This is a genomic window from Micromonospora krabiensis, assembly GCF_900091425.1.
Lineage (GTDB): Bacteria > Actinomycetota > Actinomycetes > Mycobacteriales > Micromonosporaceae > Micromonospora > Micromonospora krabiensis.
Window position 1 is genome coordinate 6,735,749 of the sequence record NZ_LT598496.1, and the last position, 24,901, is coordinate 6,760,649.

Here is a 24,901-nt window from a genome sequence, read left to right on the forward strand (position 1 = left end):
GTCCCAGCCGCGCTCGCGGCTGGCATGCTGACCCTCGTGTTCGTGGGGGCCGGATGCACGACCTGCTGACCCTGGTGCAGGGTCTGCCACCCCTGCTGATCTACCTGGTCGCCGCACTGATCGTGGCCGGCGAGACCGCCGTGATCTTCGGGCTGCTGGTGCCGGGCGAGGCGACCCTGCTGCTGGTCGGCTTTCTAGCGTACGCGGGCACGTTACGGCTCGCCCCGACGCTGATCGTGATGATGGTCGCGGCGGTGATCGGCGACACACTGGCGTTCCGGGCGGGTCGCCGGTACGGGCCGAAACTACGCGCCAGCGGCCTCGGGTCGCGGGTCGGCCCGCACCGGTGGCGGCGGGCGGACGAGCTGCTGAACCGGCTCGGCGGTCGGGGGGTGTTCACCGGCCGCTGGGTGGCCTTCGCCCGGACGTTGGTGCCCCGGCTGGCCGGTGCGGCGGGCCTGCCGTACCGGCGGTTCGCGCCGTGGAACGCGGCCGGGGTGGTCACCTGGGTCGGCGCGTCCGTGCTGGTCGGCTACCTGGCGGGGGAGTCGTACGAGACGGTGTCCCGGCTGCTGGGGCGGGCCACCGGCGCGCTGCTGGTGCTGATCGTCGCGCTGGTCGCGGTGGTGCTCGTCGGCCGCTGGCTGGGACGCAACCCGGACCCGGTGCGGGCCCTGCTGTCCCGGGCCGCCGCGCTGCCGCCGGTGCGCTGGCTGTCCCGCCGCTACGGGTTGTTGTTCTTCCTGATCGCCATGCGGATCGGGCGCGGCTGGACCCTGCTGCTCAATCTCGTCGCCGGGCTGGCGCTGCTGTTCGCCGCCGGGTTCGCCGTCGCGGCGGTGCTGGAGGTGGTGGTCCGCCACAGCGGCCTGGACGCCGTCGACGGGGCGATCGCCGCGTGGTTCGCCGACCGTCGTACCCCCGATGCCGTGGTCGCGGTGCGGGCCACCGTGTCGGCGCTTCGCGGCGGGATGCTGATCGCGGTGGTGGCGGTGGTGGCCGCGGTGCTGGCGTGGCGGAACCGGCCGTGGCGGTCCGATCTGCTGAGCCTGGTCGGCACCTTCGGGGCCTTCGTCCCGCTGGTGGTGCTGGCGGTGGTCGCCTATCTGGCCGGTTCGGCCGGGCCGGGCCCGGACGACGCGCTGTTCCCCACCCAGAACGCCGTGGTGACCGCCAGCCTCTGCACGCTGGCGTGGCTGCTGTCCCGGCAGACCCGCTGGCCGCTGGCCGTGGCCGTGTGGACCGCCGCCACGGCGGGTGTCGTCTACCTCGCCGGCGCCCGCCTCTACCTGGGGCTGAGCACGGTCAGCGGCACGGTCGCCGCGGTCCTGCTCGGGGTCCTGTGGACGGCGGTGTTCATGGTCGCCTGGGCCACCCGGCACCGGACGCTCGGCGGTGGGGAGCCCGACGCCGGCGGGCCGCCGCCGCGGGCCGAGGGGCCCCGACGGCGGGTCGAACCCTGTTAGGGTGCGGCGACGTCAACGGGGGAGGGGACGCGGAATGCGCCGACGGCTCGGGGGATGGGTTGCCGTGGTGATCGCCGGGCTGCTGGTGGTCACCGCCGGATGCGCCGGGAAGCAGACCGGTCCGCAGGACCTGGCCGCGCAGGCCCCCGTCGGCACCGAGGTGGCGGACGAGGCCAGCGCCGAGCCGGTCGCGGCCGACGCGCCGCCCGCCGTGGAGGGCATGGGCGGAGCGCCCCGTCGCAGCGCGTCGCCGTCGGCGAAGCCGACCCCGAAGCCCAAGACCACCCGGGCGGCGGGGCCGCGAGCGGTGCCCAAGCCGCCCACCGAGACGAAGGTCCCCCCGCCCCCGCCTCCGCCGCCGGCCAGCGGTTGCAAGCCTCGCTACGAGGGCGTCCAGGCCAGCCGGGCCCAGGTGAAGGCGGCGCTGGCCGACGCGGCGGAGCGCACCTACTGGCCGACGTCGGCGCCGGACATCGCGATCCCGCTCAACCTGCTGAAGGCCACGGCGTGGCAGGAGAGCGGCTGGCAGTCCAACATCATCGCCTGCGACGGCGGCGTCGGGTTGATGCAGGTGATGCCGGGGACCGCGGAGTGGATGAACCAGCGGTTCGGTCAGAGCTACGACATCGACGCCTACCAGGACAACGCCTACCTGGGCGGCACCTACCTGGCCTGGCTGACCAAGTACATCGGCGACATGTACTTCGACGCCGACTACCGCCTCGACGCGTCGCTGTGCACCAGCGAGCTGAACTCGTGCCTGCTCAACGCCGTCATCGCCGCGTACAACTACGGGCACGGGGCGGTGGCGCGGGAGGGTGAGCCGCTGACCATCCCCAACCCGCAGTACGTGCGCAACGTGCGCGCGCTCATGACCGAGTGCGAGTGTCTCGGCTTCTGAGCGGTCCGCTCCGGCGCGGGGGTGTCATGCTCGGTCCCCGACGACGGGACCAGGGGCCGGCACCTGGCCGACCCCCGGTCGATTCGGTCAGTCGCGTGCGGCCACCGGCTCGGCCGGCGCGCCGGCCGTCCCGGCCGTGGGCTCGTCGGGGTCGCGGCTGACCCGTCCGGGCCACCAGAACCGGTCGCCCAGCAGGAACGCCAGCGCCGGCACGAGCACCGTGCGGACCAGCAGCGTGTCGAGCAGCACGCCGATGCAGACGATGATCCCGATCTGGGTGAGCGTGATCAGCGGTAGCACGCCGAGGACCGCGAAGACCGCGGCCAACAGCACGCCGGCGCTGGTGATGACACCACCGGTGACCCGCAGCGCGGACAGCATGCCGTTGCGGGTGCCGCTGCGGCGGGCGTCCTCGCGGGCCCGGGTGACCAGGAAGATGTTGTAGTCCACGCCGAGCGCCACCAGGAACACGAAGGCGAGCAGCAGCACCCCGCTGTCCAGCGCCGGGAAGTCCAGCACGTGGTCGAAGAGCAGCCAGGCCGCGCCGAGGCTGGCGAAGAACGAGGCGATCACGGTCAGCACCAGCAGCAGCGGCGCCAGCAGCCCGCGCAGCAGCAGCACCAGGACGGCGCCCACCAGCAGCAGGATGATCGGCAGGATCAGCTGAAGGTCCCGGGTGTTGGCCTCGTCCGAGTCGTAGGTGGCGGCGACCGAGCCGCCGACCAGCGCGCCGTCGGGGGCGTCCGCGCCGGGGACGGTGGGCGGCGCGGAGTCTGGCACGGCGGCGACCGCCTCGCGCAGCGCCACCACGGCGCGGTCCGAGGCGGCGGTGCCCGGCTCGGCGGTGAGCACCACGTCGACCTGCGCGACTCGGTCCCCGGCCGCGCCGGGGCGGGCCGAGGCGACCCCGTCGACGGCGTCGGCGGCGGCGAGGACCGCGGGGGCCGCCTGCGGGTTGGTGAGCACGGCGACCGGCTGGGTGCTGCCGGCCGGGAAGGCCCGGGCCAGCGTCTCCGCGCCGACGACCGCCTCGGGCCGCTCCCGGAACTGTTCGGTCTCCGACAGGCCGGTGCGGATGCCCAGCCCGCCGAGGGCCAGGCCGGCGAGGAGCAGAGTGGCCAGCGCGGCGACCGGCAGCGGTCGGCGGACGACCAGCGCGCCGAGGCGACCCCAGAGCGGCCCTCCCGGGCGGCGGCGCCGACCCGGGGGACGAACGGCCAGAACAGGCCCCGGCCGAACAGCACCAGGGCGGCCGGGAGGACGAACAGGGCGGAGAGCACGGCGAAGACCACGCCGGTGGCGCAGGCCAGGGCAAGGGCCCGGTTGGTCTCCTGCTCCGACAACAGGAGCGTCAGCACACCGAGGACGACGGTGCCGCCGCTGGCGAGGATCGGCTCGGCGGTGCGGCGCAGGGCGGCGCGCATGGCGGTGAACCGGTTCTCCTCGCGGCGCAGCTCCTCCCGGTAGCGCGCGATCAGCAGCAGCGCGTAGTCGGTCGCGGCGCCGAAGACCAGCACGCTGGCGATGCCGGTGACCTGGCCGCTGGGCAGGTAGATGCCGAGTGCGGGCACCAGGGACTCGACCGCGCGCAGGGTGAACTGTTCGGCGGCGGCCACCACCAGCAGCGGCACGAGCCACAGGAACGGGCTGCGGTAGGTGACCAGCAGCAGCAGCGCCACGACGGCGGCGGTGACCAGCAGCAGGGTGGTGTCGGCGCCCTGGAACACCTTGCCCAGGTCGGCGGTGAAGGCGGGCCCGCCGGTGACCTCGACGGTCAGCCCGGCGGGCAGGTCAGCGACCGCCTCCCGGACCTGCTCCACCTTCTCGACCACGCTCTGCGGCCCGCCCTCGGTGGACAGCGGTACCGCGACCAGCGCGACGGTGCCGTCGGGGGATACCTGGGCGGGGGAGACCCGCCCGCCGACGGCGAGCGCCCCCAGCTCGGTGGCGGCGTCGTCGAGCGCGCCGCGGTCCGCGCCGCTGAGCGGGGCCTGGTCGGCGCGGCTCACCACCACCAGCGCGGGCTGGGCGTCCTTGGACGGCAGCTGCTCCTGGAGGCGTTCGACCTGAGTCGACTGCCACTTCACCGACAGGCCGGTGGCGGAGACGGGCTCGGGGTTGTCCGGCTTCGGTAGCCCGAACACCACCGCGCCGACGACGAGCGCGGCGACCACGGTGAGCCAGGCGGCCAGGCGGCCCCGGGCGACGCGGGTGAACAGTGACATCGGAGGTCCTCACATGATCATCGCGACATGAATCTTGGCAACAAAGTATCTTGATGACCGAGATTATTCGGATGGGCTCTATGCTGCAACCGAAACCACGGGGCAGGGGGTGGCGGGACGCGGTGACGGCGCAGAACATGTATCGGCGGCGGGACGACCCGCGCGGGCGGATGGTGGCGGAGATCACCAACGACCTGCGGCGTTACTCGACGGAGGCACAGCACATCGGGCACGCGTTCGCCAGCCTGCACGGGCTCAACGCCACCGACCTGCAGGCGCTGATCGCGGTGATGGAAGCCGAACTCGTCGGCGACCCCATCACCCCCGGCCGGCTCGGCGAGGTGCTCAACCTCTCCTCCGGCTCGGTCACCGCACTGGTCGACCGACTCGAACGCGCCGGCCACATCCGGCGGGACCGGGACACCGTCGACCGGCGCAAGATCCTGCTGCACTACGCCGACCGGGGAGCCTCCCTGGCGCAGAGCTTCTTCGGACCGCTGGGTCGGCGCACCGACCAGGTGATGGACCGGTTCACCGACGACGAGTTGGCCGTGGTGCACCGGTTCATGGCCGAGATGGTGCGGTCCATGCGGGCACACCGCGACGAGATGCGCGCCGTCCGTGACGAGCCCCACCGCGACGGGGCGCCCGGACCGTCCGGCGACGCCTGACCGTGCGGCTGGTCACCCGGCTCGCCGCGGCGGCGCTGCGGCTGCCCGCGGCCCGCACCGGTCGGGTCACCGTCACCCGGGGCCTTCCCGTCCGGGTCCGGGACGGCGTCACCCTGCGGACCGACCACTACGCCCCCGAGCGCTCCGGCGCGCCCACCGTCCTGATCCGCACGCCGTACGGACGGGGCGGCCCCCTGCGGCTGCTCGGCCAGCTCCTCGCCGAGCGGGGTTTCCACGTCGTGGTCCAGTCCTGCCGGGGCACCTACGGCTCCGGCGGCACGTTCAACCCCCTCGTGCACGAGCGCGACGACGGTCTGGACACCCTGGACTGGCTGCGCCGCCAACCGTGGTACTCGGGCGCGTTCGGCAGCTTCGGGGCCAGCTACCAGGGCTTCGTGCAGTGGGCGATCGCCGCCGAGGCCGGCGACGAGCTGCGCGCGATGGTCGCCGTGGTCACCGCCTCGGCCACCCGCGACTCGACGTACGCGGGGGAGGCGTTCGCCCTGGACACCGTGCTCACCTGGGCCGAGCTGCTCCAGGCGCAGACCGTGCCGTGGCTGGCCCGCCAGTGGGAGCTCAAACGCGGCCAGCCCCGGCTCGCCGCGGCGCTGGCGCACCTGCCCCTCGTCGAGGCCGACCGGGTCGCCACCGGGGTGACCGTGCCCTTCTTCCAGGAGTGGCTGACCCACCACACGCCGCACGCAGACTACTGGCGGGCCCGGATCTTCGACGACGCCGTGGCCCGGGTGCGTGCCCCGGTGGCGATGGTCAGCGGGTGGCACGACATCTTCCTGCCGGCGCAGCTGGCCGACTACGCCGCCCTGCGCGCCGCCGGCCGGCACCCGCGCCTGGTGATCGGCCCCTGGACGCACGGCAGCCCCGGACTGTTCGCGGCGGCGCTGCGGGAGGGCCTCACCTGGCTGGACACGCACCTCGCCCCGAACCGATCCCGACCGGCCCGGGAGCCCGCCCGGGATCCGGCACCGGAGCCCGCCCGGCGCGCGGCGGCGGAGCCCGGGGGCGTGCGGGTGTACGTCGGTGGCACCGGCGGCGGGTGGCGCGACCTGCCGGACTGGCCGCCGCCGGCCACGGTCACGCCGTGGTATTTGCACCCGGGCGGGGCCCTGTCGGCCCGGCCGCCGGTGCCGTCCCCGCCGGACGCCATCTGGTACGACCCGGCGGACCCGACCCCGTCGCTCGGTGGGCCGTTGCTGGTCGCCCAGCGGGCCGGTCCGGTGGACAACCGGCGGATCGAGGCCCGCCCCGACGTGCTCACCTACACCACCGATCCGCTCGCCGCGCCGGTCGAGGTGGCCGGACCGGTGTCGGCGCGGATCCACGTCCGCAGCGACCTGCCCTGGCTCGACGTGTTCGTGCGGCTGTGCGATGTGGACCGCCGGGGGCGGTCGTGGAACGTGTGCGACGGGCTCGTCCGGGTCTCACCCGACCGGTTCCCGAGCGGCCCGGACGGTGTGGTGCGCGTGCCGGTGACGCTCTGGCCGACCGCCCACCGCTTCGCGCCCGGGCACCGGCTGCGCGTGCATGTCACCGGCGGCGCCCACCCCCGGTACGCCCGCAACCCCGGCACCGGCGAGCCACTCGGCACCGCCGTCACGCTGCGTGCGGGGCGACGGCTGATTCTGCATGACCCGGAGCACCCCTCCGCGGTGTTCCTGCCGGTCGTCCAGAATGGAGCAAGAAGCCGTCCAATGTGAATGTGAAACCCGCTGACCTGGGCGTTTGCCCAGATGCGGGCTATGGTTGAGCCAACGCCCGGCGCCGTGCACCACGCCGGCCGGGCCTGCGCAAGCGCCTCGTCATCCACACGCGGTGTAACGCCGTGCCCGGCCCCCGTTCCACCAGAGAGGGGGCATCATGACCCGGGCTCCGGCGAACCTGATGGCCGTACGCAGCCTGTTGCTCGCGCACCTCAACGTCGACAAGAACGCCGTCCGTGACGCGGACCTGGAACCCGCGGAGGTCGGCATCGTCGGCGATCCCGCGCACCGGGGTGGCTACCACTGCGGCTCCGACCGCGTGGTGACCAACGACTACTCGGTCGTCGAGTCGTCACGGGACCGCACCGGCCTGACCCTGGACGCGGCGGCGCTCGACGTCGGCCAGTTCCAGGTGCGGGCCGGCGGCGGCACCCACGACCTGCGCAGTTTCTCCACGTGGTGCGTCGCGCAGTGCGCCGCGAACGCCGCCGACACCCGCGACATCCGGGAGATCATCTACAGCCCGGACGGGCGGACCGTCCGACGGTGGGACCGACTCGGTCGCCGCACCACGGGGGACAGTTCGCATCTGTGGCACACGCACTTCAGCTTCTTCCGCGACTCGATCAAGGCGGGGCGGGACCAGACACCCCTGTTCCGTCGCTACCTGACCACCATCGGTCTCTTGGAGGACGACATGACACCGGAACAGGACCAGCGTCTCAAGCGCGTGGAGACCATGCTCTCCCGCCTCGACGGCCGGGAACCGATCGGCCAGACGTACCTGCGCCTGGCCGTCGGCAAGGACGACGTTCCCGGCGCCAAGCCGGTCAGCCACCCGACGCTGACCAGTCTCGCCACCCAGCTCACCAGCGTGCAGCAGGCGCTGACCACGCTCGCGGGCCGGGACTTCACCGACGAGCCGTCGATCATCCAGGGTGTGCTCGCCGGGCTCAGCCCGGAGCGGATCGCCGCGGCGATCCCGCCGACGATGGCCAAGCAGGTCGCCGACGAGTTGGCCCGTCGCCTGGCCGCCTGAGTCGTGGGCGGGCCACCCCGGCCCGGGGTGGCCCGCTCCGAGGCTCCGGTTGCCCGGTCGGTGGCACCGCGCCGGCCAGTATTCGCAAGAACACTTACGTAAGAAGCTTTGTGCAATAGCTCTTGCGGATGTCAGGCTGGTGGCATGGAGAACCACGACGTACGCCAGGTGACCGACTCGCGGGTGCTCGCCGCGATGGCCCACCCGCTGCGCCGCCGGCTGATGGACGTGCTCAAGGTGCACGGCCCGTCGACCGTCGGCCAGCTCGCCGAGCGCACCGGCCAGGCGCCCGCCAACGTGAGCCACCACCTCAAGGTGCTCGCCGGCGCCGAACTGGTCGCCGAGGCACCGGACCTCGCCCGGGACCGCCGCGAGCGGTGGTGGCAGCTGGTCAACCGTGGGCTGCGCTGGTCCAACTCGGACTTCGACAGCGACCCGGCCGGCCGGGCGGTGGCCGACGCCGCGACCTCACTCAACCTGGACCGGCACGTCTCGCTCGCCCGGGCCTGGCACGCCACCGACGAGGCGACACAGGCCGAGTGGGACGACGGGCCGTTCTCCACCGACCGCTGGCTGCACCTCACCCCCGAGGAGCTGGCCGAGCTGGGACGCGAGGTGATCGACCTGCTGGCCCGGTGGGCCGACCGGGACGTCCCCGACGACGGGCGGGACCGCAAGCCGGTCTTCGTGTTCGCCTACGGCGTCCCGGCCCGGCCGTGACCGGCCTCGCCACGGCGCCGGCGCCCCCGCGGCGCGGCGGCCTGCTCCGACACCGCGAATTCCGGCTGCTGTGGACCGCGCAGACGGTCAGCAGCGTCGGCAGCAACGTCACCACCGTCGCGCTGCCCCTGGTGGCGGTGGCCGTGCTCGACGCGAGCACCTTCCAGGTGGCGGTGCTCACCGCCGCGGCCTGGCTGCCCTGGCTGCTGCTCGGCCTGCCGGCCGGCGCGTGGGTGGACCGGCTGCCCCGCCGACCCCTCATGATCAGCTGTGACGTGGTGTCGGCGCTGCTCTTCCTCAGTGTGCCGGCGGCCGCCGCGGCCGGGATGCTCACCGTCGGGCACCTGCTCGCGGTGGCGCTGGGCGCCGGGCTGGCCCGGGTGTTCTTCGAGACCGCCGACCAGGTCTACCTGCCGGTGATTCTGCGCCCGGCCGACCTGCCGGAGGGCAACGCCAAACTGCAGGCCACCCAGACCGCGAGCTACGTGGTGGGGCCCGGCCTCGCCGGGCTGATCGCCCAGGCCGTGGGCGCCGTCGCGGCCCTGCTGCTGGACGCGCTGACGTTCCTCGTCTCCGCCGTCGGCATCGCCCGCATCCGCACCCGGGAACCTCGGCCGGCCCCGACCGGGCCGGGACGGTCGCTGCGCCGTGAGATCGCCGACGGGCTCCGGTTCGTCGCCCGGGACCCGTACCTGCGGGTGCTGACGCTCTTCGGCGCGGCCAGCAACATCGGGCTGGTCGGCTACCAGGCCGTGCTGGTCGTCTTCCTGGTCCGCGACGTCCGGCTCGCCCCCGGCGTCGTCGGCCTGCTGGTCGCGGCGATGAGCCTCGGCGGCGTCGTCGGCGCGCTGCTCGCCACCACCGTCGGCCGGCGACTGGGCACCGCCCGCGCGATGCTGCTGGCCGCGGTGCTCACCGGGCCACCGGCGCTGTTGATCCCGCTCGCCGACCCCGGCCCGGCCCTGCTCTGGCCTGCCGTCGGCGGGGTGCTGATCAGCCTCGGGGTGGCCGTCGGAAACGTGCTGAAGGGCAGCTTCCGACAGACGTACGCGCCGCACCACCTGCTCGGCCGCGTGACCGTGAGCATGCAGCTGCTCAACTACGGCACCATCCCGGTGGCCGCGTTGCTGGCCGGCGCGCTCGGCAGCGCGTACGGCGCTCGGACCGCGGTGCTGGCGATGACCTGCTGGCTCGCGGCGACGCCGCTCATCCTGCTGATCGGGCCCCTGCGTCGCCGACGGGACCTGCCCGCCGCACCGGGGACCTGACCCGGCACAGGTGCGCTGGGGCGGCGACCGGTCGACCGGTCGCCGCCACCGGCGCGGAGGTCACATCGGACGGACGTTGTCCGCCTGCGGGCCCTTCTGACCCTGGGTCACCTCGAACTCGACCTTCTGACCCTCGTTGAGCTCCCGGTAGCCACTGCTCTGGATGGCCGAGTAGTGGACGAACACGTCCGGGCCGCCGCCGTCCTGCTCGATGAAGCCGAAGCCCTTTTCCGAGTTGAACCACTTAACCGTGCCGGTTGCCATGCGTCTCTCCCTGTTCAATGCGGGTGACCACCGGTCGTCGCCGATGATCGCCCTGTACCACCAAGACAGTAACCGGCCAAACCCTCATCCGCCGGGCGAAGTGCCGCAGGCGACCGGGTGAACTCTGCGTGCGGCCCGGCAAAAGCCGCGCGCCGGCCCGCACCCTGGGGCATGCTTGCGACGGTGGACGATGCCGCAGCCGCCGCGCTGACCGAGCTGGAGCGGGAGATCGACGCTCCGGGCGGCGGGCTCGACCGGCTGCGGCTGGTGCCCATTCCCTTCGTTCCCGAGGTGCGCCTGCACCTGGCCGAGGACGCGATCGTGTGGTGGGCCCGGATGGAGGCGTCCGCCGGGCACGCCCTGCCGCCGCCCTACTGGGCGTCCGTCTGGGCCGGCGGGCAGGCCCTGGCCCGACACCTGCTCGACCACCCCGAACTCGCCGCCGGACGCCGTGTGCTGGACCTGGCGGCCGGCTCGGGCCTGGTCGCCATCGCCGCCGCGCTCGCCGGCGCCGCGCACGTCACCGCCAACGACATCGACCCGTACGCGGTCGCCGCGGTGACGGTCAACGCCCGCGCCAACCAGGTCACGGTGGCGGCGACCGGCGGAGACCTGCTCGACTCGACCGATCTGGGCACCGACCTGCTGGTCGCCGGCGACGTCCTGTACGACCGGGAACTCGCCGGTCGGGTGCTGCCCTTCCTGGCCCGGGCCGCCGAGGCCGGTGCCGAGGTGCTGGTCGGCGACCCCGACCGGGGTCACCTGCCACGCGGACGGCTCGACTCGGTCGCGACCTACCCCGTACCCACCACCGAACCGTCGGTCGACTCGCCGGTCCGCCGGGTGCAGGTGCTGCGCCCCGCCTGAGCGACCGGGCTCAGGGACCACCCCGAGTCGACGTCAGGGGTCAGGTGGGGGATCCGGCCGGATGTGGCCGGTGGCGCGGCGGCCATAGCGTACGAGGCATGGCGGATTGGCTGGCACAGGTCGGAGAGCTGCCCATCACCCTGCTGGTGGGGGCGCTCGGGGTGGTCATGCTCTTCGACGCCGTGCCGCTGCTGGGGGTGCTGGTCCCCGGCGACGTGGCCATCCTCGCCGCGGTGGGGGTGGGCCGGCCCGCGACCGGGCTGGCCACCTTCGTCGCCGTCGTCACCGGCTGCCTGGCCGGCTGGTCCCTGAGCTTCGCGGCCGGCCGCCGCTACGGCGACCGCCTGCGGCACAGCCGGGTCGGCGGCTGGATCGGCGAGTCCCGGTGGGCCGCCGCCGAGGGCATCCTGCGCCGGGGCGGCGGGCGGATGGTGCTGGTCGCGCCGTTCCTGCCGGTGTTCAACGCGCTGCTGCCGCTGGCCGCGGGCGGGCTGCGCATGTCGTACCGGCGCTTCCTCGGCTGCGCGGCGCTCGGCGCCGCCGCCTGGGCCGGGCTCTACCTGGTCCTCGGCACCGCGTCCCGGTCGCTGGCCGGGTTGCTGCCCGGCGGCTCCGGCAGCCCGATGCTGGTCACCATGGCGGTCGGGCTGCTGTTGGCGGGCGTGGTGCTGCTCGGCACCCGGCGCCGGCTGAGCGCCCTCGCCGGCCTCTCCGACACCGACGCCTGACCGTCCACGCCGGACCGGGACCGCCGCCAGGCGGCCCGAACCGGGACCGGCGCCGGACCGTGCCGGCGTCGTCGGTCGTGCCGGGCCGGAGGTGGGCGCGGTTCAGGTCACGACGGCGGCCCGGGAGTGGAGGAAGTGGCGTTCCGCCGCGTTGTCGGTGAGCGCGGCGGCCCGGCGGTACGCCGCCGCGGCCTCGTCGGCGCGGCCGAGGCGGCGCAGCAGGTCGGCGCGGACCGCGTGGAGCACGTGATGGCGGTCCAGACCCGGCAGGTCGTCCACGAGGGACAGCGCGGTGGCCGGGCCGTGCACCTCGGCCACCGCGACCGCGCGGTGCAGGGCCACGACCGGGGTGGGCGTGAGGGCGGTCAGGTGGTCGTACAACGCGAGGATCTGCGACCAGTCGGTGTCGACGGCCGTGGCGGCGTCGCTGTGCACCGCGTTGACGGCGGCCTGGAGCTGGTAGGGGCCGGGCCGGTTGCGGCGGAGGCACCACCGGACCAGGTCCTGGCCCTCCGCGACCAACGCGCGGTCCCAGAGCGTGCGGTCCTGCTCGGCGAGTCGCACCGGCGTACCGTCCGAACCGGTGCGCGCCGGCCTCCGCGACTCGACCAGCAGCATCAGCGCGAGCAGCCCGCGTACCTCCGGCTCGTCCGGCATCAGCTCCGCAAGCAGCCGCCCGAGCCGGACCGCCTCGGCTCTCAGGTCGTCACGGGCGAGGGTGTCGCCCGAACTCGCGGTGTGCCCCTCGGTGAAGATCAAGTAGACGACGGCGAGGACCGTCGGCAGGCGGTCGGGGAGGTCGGCGTCGCCGGGCACGCGGTAGGGGATCCCGGCGTGGCGGATCTTGCTCTTGGCGCGGACGAGCCGCTGGGCCATGGTCGACTCGGGCACCAGGAACGCACGCGCGATCTCGGCGGTGGTGAGGCCGCCGAGCAGCCGGAGCGTGAGCGCGACGCGGGCGGCCGGCGCGAGCGCCGGGTGGCAGCAGGTGAAGATCAGGCGGAGCCGGTCGTCGCGCACGGGTCCCTCCGATCCCGGTGCCGCGTCGGGAGCGTGCAGCCGAAGCGCCTCGCTGTGCCGGTCGGCTCGCGTGGACTCGCGGCGCAGTCGGTCGATCGCCCGGTTCCGGGCGGTCGTGATGATCCAACCGGCCGCGCTGGGCGGCACACCGTCGACCGGCCAGCGCCGTACCGCCGCGGTGAACGCGTCCTGGACCGCGTCCTCGGCGGCGTCGATGTCGCCGAGGAAACGGACCAGGACGGCGACCGCGCGGCCGTACTCGGCGCGGAAGATCCGGTCGATGTCGCCGCTGTTCATGCGACGGGCCGCACCTCCACCGGCAGCGTCGAGGCGCGGGCCAACCGGGCACCCCACATCAGGGCCACGTCGAGGTCGGGCGCGTCGATGACGGTGAAGCCGCCGAGGTGCTCCTTGCCCTCGGTGAACGGGCCGTCGGTGAGCAGCGCCTGGCCGTCGCGGTCGCGCACGACCGTCGCGGTGGCGGCCGGATGCAGCCCGACGGAGAAGACCCAGACGCCGGCGGCCCGCATCTCCTCGGTGAGGGCGCCGAGATCCGCCATGATCGGGTCGAGCACCTCCGGCGGCGGCGGGTCGCCGTCGGGCTGATAGATGCTGAGCAGGTAGCGCCTCACGACACGCGAGCCTCTCCGACCGTCGAACGGTAGCTGGCGATGATCACGCCGGTCGTCGTCGGCACCGCCTCGGCGAGTTCCAGGGTGGCGTACGCGTCCGCGCCCTCGGTGAACAGCCGGGTGCCGGTGCCCAGCGTGAGCGGGTGGATGGACAGGGTGTAGACGTCCACCAGACCCGCCCGCGCCAGCGACCGCACCAACTCGCCGCTGCCGAGCACGACGAGGTCGCCCTCGACCTCGTTCTTGAGCGCGGCCACGGCCCGCGGCACGTCGTTGCCCAGCAGTCGCGAGTTGGCCCACGGCAGCGGCTCGGTCCGGGTGCGCGAGGCCACGTACTTCCGCTTGCGGTTGAGGACCTCGGTGTACGGGTTGCCGTCCGTCCGCGTCGACCAGAAGCCGTGGAATTGCTCGTAGGTGCGGCGGCCGAACAGCAGCACGCCGTCCTCGCCCATGCCCTTGCCCATCGTCTCGGCCATGACGTGGTCGGCGTACGGGCGCGCCCAACCGCCGTGCCGGAAGCCGCCGCGCGTGTCCTCGTCCGCCCCGCCGGGTGCCTGCATGACCCCGTCGAGCGTCACGTTCTCCACGACAACGAGCTTGCCCATCGCCACTCCTCGGGTGTGGGGCCGGCCCCTCGCCGGCCCGTCACCCCCTACACGAACCGCCCGCCGGCGGATCGACACCGGCCGGGACTTTTCCGGCCGGGCCCGCCCGCTACCAGCCGCGCGCCCGCCACTGCGGCAGCGCCGGCCGCTCCGCGCCGAGGGTGCTGTCCTTGCCGTGGCCCGGGTAGAACCAGGTGTCGTCCGGCAGCCGGCCGAACAGCTTCCGCTCGACGTCGTCGATCAGCGCGGCGAACCGCTCCGGATCCTTGTCGGTGTTCCCGACCCCACCGGGAAAGAGGCTGTCGCCGGTGAACAGGTGCGGCGTCCCGGCCGGGTCGCGGTAGAGCAGCGCGATCGAGCCGGGCGTGTGCCCACGCAGGTGGATGACCTCCAGCGCGCAGTCGCCGACCGGCACGGTGTCGCCCTCGGTGAGGGTCTCCGCCGGGATGGGCAGCCCCTCCGCGTCGTCGGCGTGAACCAGCGCCCGGGCCCCGGTCTTGGCGACCACCTCCTCCAGCGCCACCCAGTGGTCCATGTGCCGGTGCGTGGTGATCACCGCGTCCAGGCCGTCGCCGCCGATCAGTTCCAGCAGCCGGGGCGCCTCGTTCGCCGCGTCGATGAGCACCTGGTCGCCGGTCGAGCGGCAGGTCAGCAGGTAGGCGTTGTTGTCCATCGGGCCCACCGACAGCTTGCTGACGGTGAGCCCGGAAAGCTCGCGTACCGCCGGCGCGCCGCCGGGGGTCACGTCTCCGCTGTAGGTCATGTGGTCGTCTACATCCATTCGGGTGGGTTCGGCAGGGGGCCGGTGGGGGTGACGGTGAGTCGGTCGCCGCCGTCGCGGCCGATCAGCCAGGCGGCGAGGTCGGGGGCGGTGCCGGCCACGACCGGGGCGCCCTCGCGCCCACCGAGGACCAGCTCGTGGCGGCTGCCGTCGAAGCGCAGCACCATCGGTGGTACGCCGGGGCGGTCGGCCAGGTCGGTCGCCACCTCGTGCAGCAGCCGGTGGGCGAACGCCTCCGGCCAGTCCGCCGGCCCGTGCCCGGCGGCCAGGTCGAGGTGGTGCACCTCCACCTCGCGCAGCCGCCCCCAGACGAGCAGCGCCGCGACCTTCGGGCCGCGCGGCGTCTCGACGGTCGCGCTCCACGCGTCGGCCGGCATCGCGCCGACCGCCTCGGCGAACCGGTCGGCCGAGCGTCGCAGGTCGTCAAGGTGCGCCTCCGCCGCCCGCGCGGCGCCGGACTCGATGTCGGCGGACCGGGCGGCCGGTGAGGCGTACATCGGGCGGGCCTCGCCGGTGCGGGCGGCGTTGAGCAGGTTCACGAAGCCGTCCGCGTTGCGGGCCAGGTGCGCCAGGACGTGGCCGCGGGACCAGCCCGGCAGCAGCGACGCGGCGGCCAGGTCCGCCTCGTCGAAGGTCGCCGCGGTGCGCAGCAGCCGCGACGTCGCGTCGTCCACCTCGCCGATCAGCAGCAGGGGATCGGTTGTCACGTTCCGACCCTAACGGTCCGGGGTCCGGGCGTCCCCGCGGAAATCGCTTTCGGCGCGTCGCCGTCCGCCCTACCGTCAGCACCGTACGCGGCACCGGGACATCGGGGGAGGTGGGTTCATGCCGGTCGAAGCACGCGTGGTCCACCGTCGTCACCTCCGACAGCGATGAGGATCCCATGACCATCGATCTGACCGCCCTCGGCTGGGACGCCGAGTGGGCGGCCCACGTACGCCGTCGCACCGATCACCGGCCGGGCCGGGTGGCCCGGGTAGACCGCGGCGTCTGCACCGTTCTCTGCGCGGACGGTCCGGTCCGCGCCAGCCTCGGCGGCGGGCTGCTGGCCGACGCCGCCACCGACCTGACCCGGCTGCCCTGCGCGGGCGACTGGGTGCTCGTCGGCACCTGGCCCGACGGGCGGACCACCGTCGAGACCGTGCTGCCCCGGCGGACCGCGTTGGTGCGCCGTACCGCCGGCAAGGACGCCAGCGGACAGGTGCTCGCCGCCAACCTCGACGCCGCCGCGGTGATCGAGCCGGTGCACCCCGAGCCGGACGTCGCCCGCATCGAGCGGCTGCTCTCCCTGGTCCACGAGTCCGGCGCCCGCCCGCTGGTGGTGCTCACCAAGGCCGACCTGACCGACCACCCGGAGCCGCTCGCCCGCCAACTCGCCGCGGTCGCGCCCGGCGTGCCGGTGCTGCCGGTCAGCGCCGAGCACGGCACCGGCCTGGACCCACTGCGGGCCGAGGTGGCGCCGGGCCGCACCCTCGGCCTGCTCGGACCGTCCGGCGCGGGCAAGTCGAGCCTGGTCAACGCCCTCGCCGGGGCGTTGGTCATGCCGACGCAGGCGATCCGGCGGGTGGACGGCAAGGGCCGGCACACCACCACCTGGCGGGCCCTGGTGCCGGTGCCCGGCGGTGGCGCGGTCGTGGACACCCCCGGCGTACGGGCGGTGGGCCTGCTCGACGGCTCCACCGGCCTGGACCAGGCCTTCGCCGACATCGCCGAGCTGGCCGTCGACTGCCGGTACGCCGACTGCGCCCACGACGGGGAACCGGGCTGCGCGGTGCGGGAGGCGCTGGAGACGGGTGAGCTGACCACGCGGCGCTGGGAGAGCTGGCGACGGTTGCAGCGGGAGGTGGCGTACGAGAGCCGGCGCCGGGAGGCCCGGGTGGCGGCGGAGCGGCGCGGCGGCTGGCGGGGTGCCCGGCGGCGGTCGACCCGCCCGGCCCGGCCGCCGTCGGCGGGCGGGTTCTGACCCGCCGTCCGCGGCGAGGCGGGTGGGTTCCGGCCCGGGGTCACGGATCGACGGTCCGGGGTGGTTCCCGGTCGGCTCTCCCGGGTGCCGACAGGCGGCCGGGAGCCGCGGCCGACCGGGCTGAGCAGGGGGAATGTGCGGGCGCGGAGAATTGTCGTACCTCGGGGCTAGAGTTGCCGAGGCGTCATTCTTGCGCCCGCACAACCGCACAGACCCGCCTCCGAGCGGACAGATCCGCCTCATCTTCTTCCGGGAGCACACGCACCGTGGCCGACCGACTGATCATCCGTGGCGCGCGCGAGCACAACCTGCGTGACGTCAGTCTCGACCTGCCCCGGGACGCCCTCATCGTGTTCACCGGGCTCTCCGGGTCGGGCAAGTCGAGCCTGGCGTTCGACACGATCTTCGCCGAGGGGCAGCGGCGCTACGTGGAGTCGCTCTCCTCGTACGCCCGGCAGTTCCTCGGCCAGATGGACAAGCCCGACGTCGACTTCATCGAGGGCCTCAGCCCGGCCGTCTCGATCGACCAGAAGTCGACCTCGCGCAACCCGCGGTCGACGGTCGGCACGATCACCGAGGTCTACGACTACCTCCGCCTGCTCTTCGCCCGGGTCGGCGAGCCGCACTGCCCGGTCTGCGGCGAGCGGATCTCCAAGCAGAGCCCGCAGCAGATCGTCGACCGGGTCCTCGCCATGGCCGAGGGCACCCGCTTCATGGTGCTCGCCCCGGTGGTGCGCGGCCGCAAGGGCGAATACGTCGACCTCTTCGCCGAGCTGCAGGCCAAGGGCTACGCGCGGGCGCGGGTCGACGGCGTGGTGCACCCGCTCACCGAGCCGCCGAAGCTCAAGAAGCAGGAGAAGCACACCATCGAGGTGGTGATCGACCGCCTCACCGTCAAGCCCACCGCCAAGCAGCGGCTGACCGACTCGGTCGAAGCCGCGCTCGGCCTCTCCGGTGGCCTGGTCCTGCTCGACTTCGTCGACCTGGCCGAGGACGACCCCGACCGGGAGCGGCGCTACTCCGAGCACCTGGCCTGCCCCAACGACCACCCGCTCGCCATCGAGGACCTGGAGCCCCGGGTCTTCTCCTTCAACGCGCCCTACGGCGCCTGCCCGGAGTGCACCGGCCTGGGCACGAAGAAGGAGGTCGACCCGGAGCTGGTGGTCCCCGACCCGGAGCGCAGCCTGCGCGAGGGCGCCCTCCAGCCCTGGTCGACGGGGCACAACCTCGAATACTTCCTGCGACTGCTGGAGGCGCTCGGCGAGGCCGAGCACTTCGACCTGGACACCCCGTGGCGGGCGCTGCCGTCCCGGGCGCAGAAGACGATCCTGCACGGCTCCGACGACCAGGTGCACGTCCGCTACCGCAACAAGTACGGCCGCGAGCGCTCCTACTACACCGGCTTCGAGGGCGTGGTGCAGTGGATCGAGCGCCGGCACACCGACACCGAGTCGGAGTGGTCGCGCGAGAAGTACGAGGGCTACATGCGCGACGTGCCCTGCGCGGCCTGCGGCGGCGCCCGGCTCAAGCCGGAGGTGCTCGCGGTGACGCTCGCCGGCAAGAGCATCGCCGAGGTGTGCAACCTGTCGGTCGGGGAGTGCGCCGATCTGCTCGGCGGCATCGAGCTGACCGACCGGCAGAAGATGATCGCCGAGCGGGTTCTCAAGGAGATCAACGCCCGGCTGCGGTTCCTGCTCGACGTCGGTCTGGACTACCTGTCCCTGGACCGGCCGGCCGGCACCCTCTCCGGCGGCGAGGCGCAGCGCATCCGGCTGGCCACCCAGATCGGGTCGGGCCTGGTCGGTGTCCTCTACGTGCTCGACGAGCCGTCGATCGGTCTGCACCAGCGCGACAACCACCGCCTGATCGAGACGCTGGTGCGGCTGCGCGGGCTGGGCAACACGCTGATCGTGGTGGAGCACGACGAGGACACGATCCGCACCGCCGACTGGATCGTCGACATCGGCCCGGGCGCCGGTGAGCACGGCGGCAAGATCGTGCACAGCGGCTCGGTGCCGGCCCTGCTGGAGAACCCGGAGTCGATGACGGGGGCCTACCTGTCCGGACGCAAGTCGATCCCGACGCCGCGGCAGCGCCGGCCGCAGACGCCGGGCCGGGAGCTGGTGGTGCACGGGGCGCGTGAGCACAACCTGCGCAACCTGACCGTGTCGTTCCCGCTCGGCCAGCTCATCGCGGTCACCGGGGTCAGCGGCTCGGGCAAGTCGACCCTGGTCAACGACATCCTGCACGCGGTGCTCGCCAACCAGATCAACGGCGCCCGGCTGGTGCCCGGTCGGCACACCCGGGTCACCGGGCTGGAGCACGTCGACAAGGTGGTCGGTGTCGACCAGTCGCCGATCGGGCGTACGCCCCGGTCGAACCCGGCCACCTACACGGGGGTGTGGGACCACATCCGCAAGCTGTTCGCCGAGACCACCGAGGCGAAGGTGCGCGGCTACGGCCCCGGCCGGTTCTCCTTCAACGTCAAGGGCGGGCGCTGCGAGGCGTGCTCCGGCGACGGCACCATCAAGATCGAGATGAACTTCCTGCCCGACGTGTACGTCCCGTGCGAGGTCTGCAAGGGTGCCCGCTACAACCGGGAGACCCTGGAGGTGCACTACAAGGGCAAGACCGTCTCCGACGTCCTGGAGATGCCGATCGAGGAGGCCGCCGAGTTCTTCTCGGCCATCCCGGCGATCCACCGGCACCTGAAGACGCTGGTCGACGTCGGCCTGGGCTACGTGCGGCTCGGCCAGCCGGCCCCGACGCTCTCCGGCGGCGAGGCGCAGCGGGTCAAGCTCGCGTCCGAGCTGCAGAAGCGGTCCACCGGCCGCACGGTCTACGTGCTCGACGAGCCGACCACCGGCCTGCACTTCGAGGACATCCGCAAGCTGCTGATGGTGCTCGAGGGCCTGGTCGACAAGGGCAACACGGTGATCACCATCGAGCACAACCTCGATGTGATCAAGACGGCCGACTGGCTGATCGACATGGGCCCGGAGGGTGGCCACCGGGGCGGCACGGTGCTCGCCACCGGCACGCCCGAGGAGGTCGCGGAGGTGGCCGAGAGCCACACCGGCCAGTTCCTCCGCCAGGTGCTCAAGCTCGACGGCGAGGCGAAGGGGGCCGCCGCGGCCACCTCCCGGGCCGCCAAGGCCAACGGCGCCAAGGCCCGCTCCCCGCGCAGGGTTCCCGCCGGCGCGCGCTGACCGTCCGCCCGGTGGAGACGATCACACGTCGTCTCCACCGGGCATCACCATGTGGTACGGGTGAACCGTCCGGCAGAGTGAGGCGTGTGCACAATTGTGGCCCGCGTCAGGACGGGTCGCGGCAGCCGACGAAAGGGCAAGCATGAGTGAGGATCAGGTGCGCAGCGGTCCGGGCACGCCGACGCGACGGGCCCTGTTCGCGGGCGCGGGCGCGGTCGGCGCGGCGGTCGTCCTGTCCGCCTGCGGCGCGGACGACGCGGGTGACGGCGCCACGTCGACCACCAGCCCCGGCCCGACGGTGCCCAGCACGGGAGACGCCGGCGGGGGTGACCGGCAGGGGTCCCAGTCGCTCGCGACCACCACCGACATCCCGCTCGGCGGCGGCAAGGTCCTCGCCGCCGAGGGCGTCGTGATCACGCAGCCGAGCCCGGGTCAGTTCAAGGGCTTCGACCCGATCTGCACGCACCAGCGCTGCCCCGTCTCGAACGTCGACGGCGGCACGATCAACTGCACCTGCCACGGCAGCAAGTTCTCGATCGAGGACGGCTCGGTCAAGGCCGGCCCCGCCACCCGACCGCTGCCCGCCAAGAACGTCAAGGTCGTCGGCGACCAGATCTCGTTCGCCTGACCCGCGCCCGGGCCGCGGAGCGTTCGGAAGCTCCCGCAGCCGGCGGCACCACCTCCGTCACCCCGGGGTCGCCCAGGCGCCCCGGGGTGACGCGTTACCGGCGTCGTCGGGGCGGGCACGCCGTGACCGGGCGCTGTCGGTCCCGCGGACTAGGCTTGCAGCCGTGGCTGACCCCTCGACCTACCGTCCCGCACCCGGCACCATTCCGGAGTCGCCCGGGGTCTACCGCTTCCGCGACGGCACCGGCCGGGTGATCTACGTCGGCAAGGCGCGGAGCCTGCGCAGCCGGCTCAACTCCTACTTCGGCGACCTGTGGAACCTGCACGACCGCACCCGGCAGATGGTGACCACCGCCGAGTCCGTCGACTGGGTCACCGTCGGCACCGAGGTCGAGGCGCTTCAGCTCGAATACCTCTGGATCAAGCAGTACGACCCGCGGTTCAACGTCCGCTACCGGGACGACAAGTCCTACCCCTACCTGGCCGTGACGCTCGACGAGGAATACCCGCGGCTGCAGGTGATGCGCGGCGCCAAGCGCAAGGGCGTGCGCTACTTCGGGCCCTACTCGCACGCCTGGGCGATCCGCGAGACGCTCGACCTGCTGCTGCGGGTCTTCCCGGCCCGCACCTGCTCCGCCGGGGTGTTCAAGCGCGCCGGCCAGGTCGGCCGTCCCTGTCTGCTCGGCTACATCGGCAAGTGCTCGGCGCCCTGCGTGGGCAGCGTCTCCGCCGAGGAGCACCGGCAGATCGTCGACGGGTTCTGCGACTTCATGGCCGGCCGCACCGACACCATGGTGCGCAAGCTGGAACGGGAGATGGCCGAGGCCAGCGAGCAGTTGGAGTTCGAGCGGGCGGCCCGGCTGCGGGACGACGTGGCGGCCCTGCGTCGGGCGCTGGAGAAGCAGAGCGTGGTGCTGGGCGACGGCACCGACGCCGACGTGGTCGCGTTCGCCGACGACCCCCTCGAAGCGGCCGTGCAGGTGTTCCACGTCCGCGACGGACGGGTCCGCGGCCAGCGCGGCTGGGTCGTGGAGAAGACCGAGGACCTGACCACCGGCGACCTCGTGCACCACTTCTGCACCCAGGTCTACGGCGGCGAGCAGGGCGAGACCGACGTCCCCCGCGAGCTGCTCGTTCCCGCGCTGCCGGGCGATGCCGAGGCGTTGGCCGACTGGCTCTCCTCCCACCGGGGCAGCCGGGTGACGTTGCGGGTGCCGCAGCGGGGCGACAAGCGGGCCCTGATGGAGACGGTGGAGCGCAACGCCAAGGACGCGCTCGCCCGACACAAGCTCAAGCGCGCCGGCGACCTGACCACCCGCGGCAAGGCGCTCGACGAGATCAGCGATGCGCTGGGCATGCGCACCTCGCCGCTGCGCATCGAGTGCTTCGACATCTCCCAGATCCAGGGCACCGACGTGGTGGCGAGCATGGTCGTCTTCGAGGACGGGCTGCCGCGCAAGAGCGAATACCGCCGGTTCATCATCCGGGGCGCCACCGACGACCTCTCGGCGATGTCCGAGGTGCTGCGCCGCCGTTTCGCCCGCTACCTCGACTCCCGGTCCGAGACCGGTGAGGCGGGCGTGGAGTCGGCCGACGACCCCGAGGCTCCGGCCGGCCAGGTCGACGCCGACGAGCCGCGGGTCGGCGCCCTGGTCGACCCGACGACGGGACGCCCGCGCCGGTTCGCGTACCCGCCGCAGCTGGTGGTGGTCGACGGCGGCGCGCCGCAGGTCGCGGCGGCGGCACAGACCCTCGCGGAGCTGGGCATCGACGACGTGGCGCTCTGCGGACTGGCCAAACGCCTGGAGGAGGTGTGGCTGCCCGACGACGAGTTCCCGGTCATCCTGCCCCGCGCCTCCGAGGGGCTCTACCTGCTCCAACGGGTGCGCGACGAGGCGCACCGGTTCGCCATCACCTTCCACCGGCAGCGGCGCTCGAAGCGGATGACGACCTCGGCGCTCGACACGGTGCCCGGGCTGGGCGAGGTGCGGCGCAAGGCGCTGCTGCGGCACTTCGGCTCGCTCAAACGCCTCTCCGCGGCCACCGTCGAGGAGATCACCGAGGTGCCGGGAGTGGGCCGGCGGACGGCCGAGGCGGTGCTGGCGGCGCTGGGCGGGGGCGACCGGGCCGGCGAGGGCAAGGCCCCGCCGACCGAGGACGCGAGCGCCGTCCCGACCGACTAGTCGGCGTCGGCGAGGACGCCGAGGATCTGCTCGCCGTACTTGGCGAGCTTGTTCTCCCCGACGCCGCCGACCCGGGACAGCTCGGCCAGCGAGGTGGGCGCGTCGGTCGCGATCTGCCGCAGCGTGGCGTCGTGGAAGATCACGTAGGCGGGGACGCCCTGCTCCTTGGCGGTGGCCGCGCGCCAGGCGCGGAGCCGCTCGAAGACGGGGGCCGCGGCGGCGGGCAGCTCGGCGGCCGCGGCTGCCGCCTTCGCACGGCCGCCACGGGTCGACGCGGGCCGCTCCGGTTCGCGGCGCATCATCACCGTCCGCCGCCGGCCCAGCACGTCCGCGCTCGCGTCGGTGAGCGCCAGCGTGCCGTAGTCGCCCTCGACCGCGAGCAGGCCCTCGGCGAGCAGTTGCCGGACCACCGCCCGCCACTCGGCCTCGCTGAGCTCGCCGCCGATGCCGAAGACGCTGAGCGAGTCGTGACCGAACTGGGTCACCTTCTCGGTCGTCCGCCCGAGCAGGATGTCGATGCTGTGCCCGGCCCCGAAACGCTGGTTGCGTTCCCGGTCCAGGCGGTAGACGGCGGAGAGCAGCTTCTGCGCGGCGATAGTGCCGTCCCACGTCTCCGGCGGGTTGAGGCAGGTGTCGCAGTTGCCGCAGTCGCCGGCGGGCGAGTCGCCGAAGTATTCGAGCAGCTGCGCCCGGCGGCAGCGGACCGTCTCGCAGAGCGCGAGCATCGCGTCCAGGTGCCGGGCCAGCCCACGCCGGTGGGCCGGGTCGCCGTCGGAGGTCTCGATCATCTTCCGCTGCTGGACGACGTCCTGGAGGCCGTACGCCAGCCAGGCGGTGGACGGCAGGCCGTCCCGGCCGGCGCGGCCGGTCTCCTGGTAGTAGCCCTCGACCGACTTGGGCAGGTCGAGGTGGGCGACGAAGCGCACGTCGGGTTTGTCGATGCCCATGCCGAACGCGATCGTGGCCACCATGACGAGGCCGTCCTCGCGCAGGAACCGCTGCTGGTGGGCGGCGCGGGTGCCCGCGTCGAGACCGGCGTGGTAGGGCAGCGCGGGAATGCCGTTCGCGGTCAGGAACTCGGCGGTCTTCTCCACCGAGGCGCGGGAGAGGCAGTAGACGATGCCCGCGTCGCCGGGGTGCTCGTCGCGCAGCAGGCTCAGCAGCTGCTTGCGCGGCTCCCGCTTGGCGACGATCCGGTACTGGATGTTGGGCCGGTCGAAGCTGGCCACGAAGTGCCGGGCGTCGGTCAGGTCGAGCCGGGTGGCGATCTCGGCGCGGGTGGCGCTGGTCGCGGTGGCGGTCAACGCGATCCGGGGAACGTCGGGCCAGCGCTCGTGCAGCATGTTGAGCGCCAGGTAGTCGGGGCGGAAGTCGTGGCCCCACTGGGAGACGCAGTGCGCCTCGTCGATCGCGAACAGACCGATCTTGCCCCGGTCGAGCAGCTGGACGGTGGACCGGGTGCCGAGCGCCTCCGGTGCCAGGTAGAGCAGGTCCAGCTCGCCGGCGAGGAAGGCCGCCTCGACCCGGCGCCGGGCGTCGAGGTCCAGGGTCGAGTTGAGGAAACCCGCCCGTACGCCGACCGCGGTCAACGCGTCGACCTGGTCCTGCATGAGGGCGATCAGCGGCGAGACGACGACCGCGACGCCGGGCCGGACCAGCGCCGGGATCTGGTAGCAGAGCGACTTGCCGCCCCCGGTGGGCATCAGCACCAGCGCGTCGCCGCCGCCCACGACGTGGTCGATGACCTCCTGCTGGAAGCCCCGGAACGCGTCGTAGCCGAACACCCGGCGCAGCACCTGGAGCGCCTCGGAGGTGCGCAGGTCGGTGGGGGAGGCCATCCGCGAAGTGTACGAGCCCACCCCGACGCCACCCCTCCGCCGCGCCCCCACCCTCGTCCCCGGCCGCCCCTGTCCTCGCCCCGCGCCGCCCCTGTCCTCGGTGATCAAGAGGTTCGCGTCAGGATCCGGCCCCGGAATGACGCAAACCTCTTGATCACCGGGGAGAGGGGGGCCCG

20 protein-coding genes and 1 pseudogene are annotated in these 24,901 nt (G+C 73.6%); 13 read left to right on the forward strand and 8 right to left on the reverse strand.

The window, feature by feature from the left end; genetic code table 11:
- Positions 1-53 precede the first annotated feature (53 nt).
- Together GA0070620_RS30995 and GA0070620_RS31000 are read left to right on the forward strand one after the other, a co-directional pair.
- Positions 54-1,466 (forward strand): DedA family protein, encoded by a 1,413-nt coding sequence (locus tag GA0070620_RS30995; protein WP_091596988.1) that lies wholly within the window; start codon positions 54-56, stop codon positions 1,464-1,466.
- Positions 1,467-1,500: 34 nt separating this feature from the next.
- Positions 1,501-2,367 carry a lytic transglycosylase domain-containing protein gene (locus GA0070620_RS31000; protein ID WP_091596991.1) on the forward strand — a complete coding sequence of 289 codons (867 nt, stop codon included), beginning with the start codon at positions 1,501-1,503 and terminating at the stop codon, positions 2,365-2,367.
- An 87-nt stretch (positions 2,368-2,454) separates the two neighbouring features.
- Here the strand turns inward: GA0070620_RS31000 and GA0070620_RS31005 are convergent.
- Positions 2,455-4,592, reverse strand: a pseudogene (locus GA0070620_RS31005) (MMPL family transporter).
- A gap of 137 nt (positions 4,593-4,729) precedes the next feature.
- Here GA0070620_RS31005 and GA0070620_RS31010 point away from each other — a divergent pair.
- The 5 genes from GA0070620_RS31010 (at position 4,730) to GA0070620_RS31030 (ending at position 10,008) form a co-directional block, all read left to right on the forward strand.
- The gene (locus GA0070620_RS31010; RefSeq protein WP_091599669.1) at positions 4,730-5,263 is read left to right on the forward strand and encodes a MarR family winged helix-turn-helix transcriptional regulator; all 534 of its coding nucleotides are present in this window, start codon (positions 4,730-4,732) and stop codon (positions 5,261-5,263) included.
- Positions 5,264-5,265: 2 nt separating this feature from the next.
- Complete coding sequence (locus GA0070620_RS31015; protein ID WP_091596993.1) at positions 5,266-6,978, forward strand: CocE/NonD family hydrolase; 1,713 nt, start codon at positions 5,266-5,268, stop codon at positions 6,976-6,978.
- Between the two features lie 160 nt (positions 6,979-7,138).
- Entirely contained in the window at positions 7,139-8,020 is an 882-nt protein-coding gene (locus tag GA0070620_RS31020; protein ID WP_091596996.1) for a hypothetical protein, read from the forward strand.
- A gap of 144 nt (positions 8,021-8,164) precedes the next feature.
- On the forward strand, positions 8,165-8,740 hold the full coding sequence (locus GA0070620_RS31025) for an ArsR/SmtB family transcription factor (RefSeq protein WP_091596998.1): 576 nt from the start codon (positions 8,165-8,167) through the stop codon (positions 8,738-8,740).
- Positions 8,737-10,008 carry an MFS transporter gene (locus GA0070620_RS31030; protein ID WP_197677489.1) on the forward strand — a complete coding sequence of 424 codons (1,272 nt, stop codon included), beginning with the start codon at positions 8,737-8,739 and terminating at the stop codon, positions 10,006-10,008. Before GA0070620_RS31025 ends, GA0070620_RS31030 begins: the two co-directional genes overlap by 4 nt.
- 60 nt (positions 10,009-10,068) lie before the next feature.
- Here GA0070620_RS31030 and GA0070620_RS31035 read toward each other — a convergent pair whose 3' ends face one another.
- Positions 10,069-10,272 (reverse strand): cold-shock protein, encoded by a 204-nt coding sequence (locus tag GA0070620_RS31035; RefSeq protein WP_013287480.1) that lies wholly within the window; start codon positions 10,270-10,272, stop codon positions 10,069-10,071.
- Between the two features lie 171 nt (positions 10,273-10,443).
- Here GA0070620_RS31035 and GA0070620_RS31040 point away from each other — a divergent pair, with 171 nt between their 5' ends.
- Together GA0070620_RS31040 and GA0070620_RS31045 are read left to right on the forward strand one after the other, a co-directional pair.
- Positions 10,444-11,139 (forward strand): class I SAM-dependent methyltransferase, encoded by a 696-nt coding sequence (locus GA0070620_RS31040; protein WP_091597001.1) that lies wholly within the window; start codon positions 10,444-10,446, stop codon positions 11,137-11,139.
- A gap of 98 nt (positions 11,140-11,237) precedes the next feature.
- Positions 11,238-11,867 carry a DedA family protein gene (locus tag GA0070620_RS31045; protein WP_091597004.1) on the forward strand — a complete coding sequence of 210 codons (630 nt, stop codon included), beginning with the start codon at positions 11,238-11,240 and terminating at the stop codon, positions 11,865-11,867.
- A 102-nt stretch (positions 11,868-11,969) separates the two neighbouring features.
- Here GA0070620_RS31045 and GA0070620_RS31050 read toward each other — a convergent pair whose 3' ends face one another.
- From GA0070620_RS31050 to GA0070620_RS31070, 5 genes are all read right to left on the reverse strand, one after another.
- Complete coding sequence (locus GA0070620_RS31050) at positions 11,970-13,184, reverse strand: RNA polymerase sigma factor (RefSeq protein WP_091597007.1); 1,215 nt, start codon at positions 13,182-13,184, stop codon at positions 11,970-11,972.
- Entirely contained in the window at positions 13,181-13,519 is a 339-nt protein-coding gene (locus GA0070620_RS31055) for a YciI family protein (protein ID WP_091597010.1), read from the reverse strand. Before GA0070620_RS31055 ends, GA0070620_RS31050 begins: the two co-directional genes overlap by 4 nt.
- On the reverse strand, positions 13,516-14,124 hold the full coding sequence (locus GA0070620_RS31060; RefSeq protein ID WP_091597013.1) for a dihydrofolate reductase family protein: 609 nt from the start codon (positions 14,122-14,124) through the stop codon (positions 13,516-13,518). The genes GA0070620_RS31055 and GA0070620_RS31060 overlap by 4 nt, the downstream gene beginning before the upstream one ends.
- Before the next feature lie 109 nt (positions 14,125-14,233).
- On the reverse strand, positions 14,234-14,887 hold the full coding sequence (locus GA0070620_RS31065; protein WP_091597016.1) for an MBL fold metallo-hydrolase: 654 nt from the start codon (positions 14,885-14,887) through the stop codon (positions 14,234-14,236).
- An 8-nt stretch (positions 14,888-14,895) separates the two neighbouring features.
- A complete protein-coding gene (locus GA0070620_RS31070; RefSeq protein ID WP_091597019.1) occupies positions 14,896-15,612 on the reverse strand; it encodes a maleylpyruvate isomerase family mycothiol-dependent enzyme in 717 nt (238 codons plus the stop codon).
- Between the two features lie 176 nt (positions 15,613-15,788).
- Here GA0070620_RS31070 and rsgA point away from each other — a divergent pair, with 176 nt between their 5' ends.
- From rsgA to uvrC, 4 genes are all read left to right on the forward strand, one after another.
- A complete protein-coding gene (gene rsgA, locus GA0070620_RS31075; protein ID WP_091597022.1) occupies positions 15,789-16,868 on the forward strand; it encodes a ribosome small subunit-dependent GTPase A in 1,080 nt (359 codons plus the stop codon).
- Positions 16,869-17,134: 266 nt separating this feature from the next.
- Complete coding sequence (uvrA, locus tag GA0070620_RS31080; protein WP_091597026.1) at positions 17,135-20,077, forward strand: excinuclease ABC subunit UvrA; 2,943 nt, start codon at positions 17,135-17,137, stop codon at positions 20,075-20,077.
- A gap of 142 nt (positions 20,078-20,219) precedes the next feature.
- Positions 20,220-20,705, forward strand: coding sequence for a Rieske (2Fe-2S) protein (locus tag GA0070620_RS31085; RefSeq protein ID WP_091597029.1), 486 nt, complete (start codon positions 20,220-20,222; stop codon positions 20,703-20,705).
- 163 nt (positions 20,706-20,868) lie between these two features.
- Complete coding sequence (gene uvrC / locus GA0070620_RS31090) at positions 20,869-22,887, forward strand: excinuclease ABC subunit UvrC (protein WP_231922027.1); 2,019 nt, start codon at positions 20,869-20,871, stop codon at positions 22,885-22,887.
- Here uvrC and recQ read toward each other — a convergent pair.
- Positions 22,884-24,725 carry a DNA helicase RecQ gene (gene recQ / locus GA0070620_RS31095; RefSeq protein WP_091597031.1) on the reverse strand — a complete coding sequence of 614 codons (1,842 nt, stop codon included), beginning with the start codon at positions 24,723-24,725 and terminating at the stop codon, positions 22,884-22,886. The two genes, uvrC and recQ, sit on opposite strands and share 4 nt — an antisense overlap.
- Positions 24,726-24,901 lie beyond the last annotated feature (176 nt).

Bases quoted from the DNA above. Each gene is read 5' to 3' on its own strand.
- GA0070620_RS30995 (WP_091596988.1), top strand. From the start codon at position 54: ATGCACGACCTGCTGACCCTGGTGCAGGGTCTGCCACCCCTGCTGATC.
- GA0070620_RS31000 (WP_091596991.1), top strand. From the start codon at position 1,501: ATGCGCCGACGGCTCGGGGGATGGGTTGCCGTGGTGATCGCCGGGCTG.
- GA0070620_RS31010 (WP_091599669.1), top strand. From the start codon at position 4,730: ATGTATCGGCGGCGGGACGACCCGCGCGGGCGGATGGTGGCGGAGATC.
- GA0070620_RS31020 (WP_091596996.1), top strand. From the start codon at position 7,139: ATGACCCGGGCTCCGGCGAACCTGATGGCCGTACGCAGCCTGTTGCTC.
- GA0070620_RS31025 (WP_091596998.1), top strand. From the start codon at position 8,165: ATGGAGAACCACGACGTACGCCAGGTGACCGACTCGCGGGTGCTCGCC.
- GA0070620_RS31035 (WP_013287480.1), bottom strand. From the start codon at position 10,272: ATGGCAACCGGCACGGTTAAGTGGTTCAACTCGGAAAAGGGCTTCGGC.
- GA0070620_RS31040 (WP_091597001.1), top strand. From the start codon at position 10,444: ATGCTTGCGACGGTGGACGATGCCGCAGCCGCCGCGCTGACCGAGCTG.
- GA0070620_RS31045 (WP_091597004.1), top strand. From the start codon at position 11,238: ATGGCGGATTGGCTGGCACAGGTCGGAGAGCTGCCCATCACCCTGCTG.
- GA0070620_RS31050 (WP_091597007.1), bottom strand. From the start codon at position 13,184: ATGAACAGCGGCGACATCGACCGGATCTTCCGCGCCGAGTACGGCCGC.
- GA0070620_RS31060 (WP_091597013.1), bottom strand. From the start codon at position 14,124: ATGGGCAAGCTCGTTGTCGTGGAGAACGTGACGCTCGACGGGGTCATG.
- GA0070620_RS31065 (WP_091597016.1), bottom strand. From the start codon at position 14,887: ATGACCTACAGCGGAGACGTGACCCCCGGCGGCGCGCCGGCGGTACGC.
- rsgA (WP_091597022.1), top strand. From the start codon at position 15,789: ATGACCATCGATCTGACCGCCCTCGGCTGGGACGCCGAGTGGGCGGCC.
- GA0070620_RS31085 (WP_091597029.1), top strand. From the start codon at position 20,220: ATGAGTGAGGATCAGGTGCGCAGCGGTCCGGGCACGCCGACGCGACGG.
- recQ (WP_091597031.1), bottom strand. From the start codon at position 24,725: ATGGCCTCCCCCACCGACCTGCGCACCTCCGAGGCGCTCCAGGTGCTG.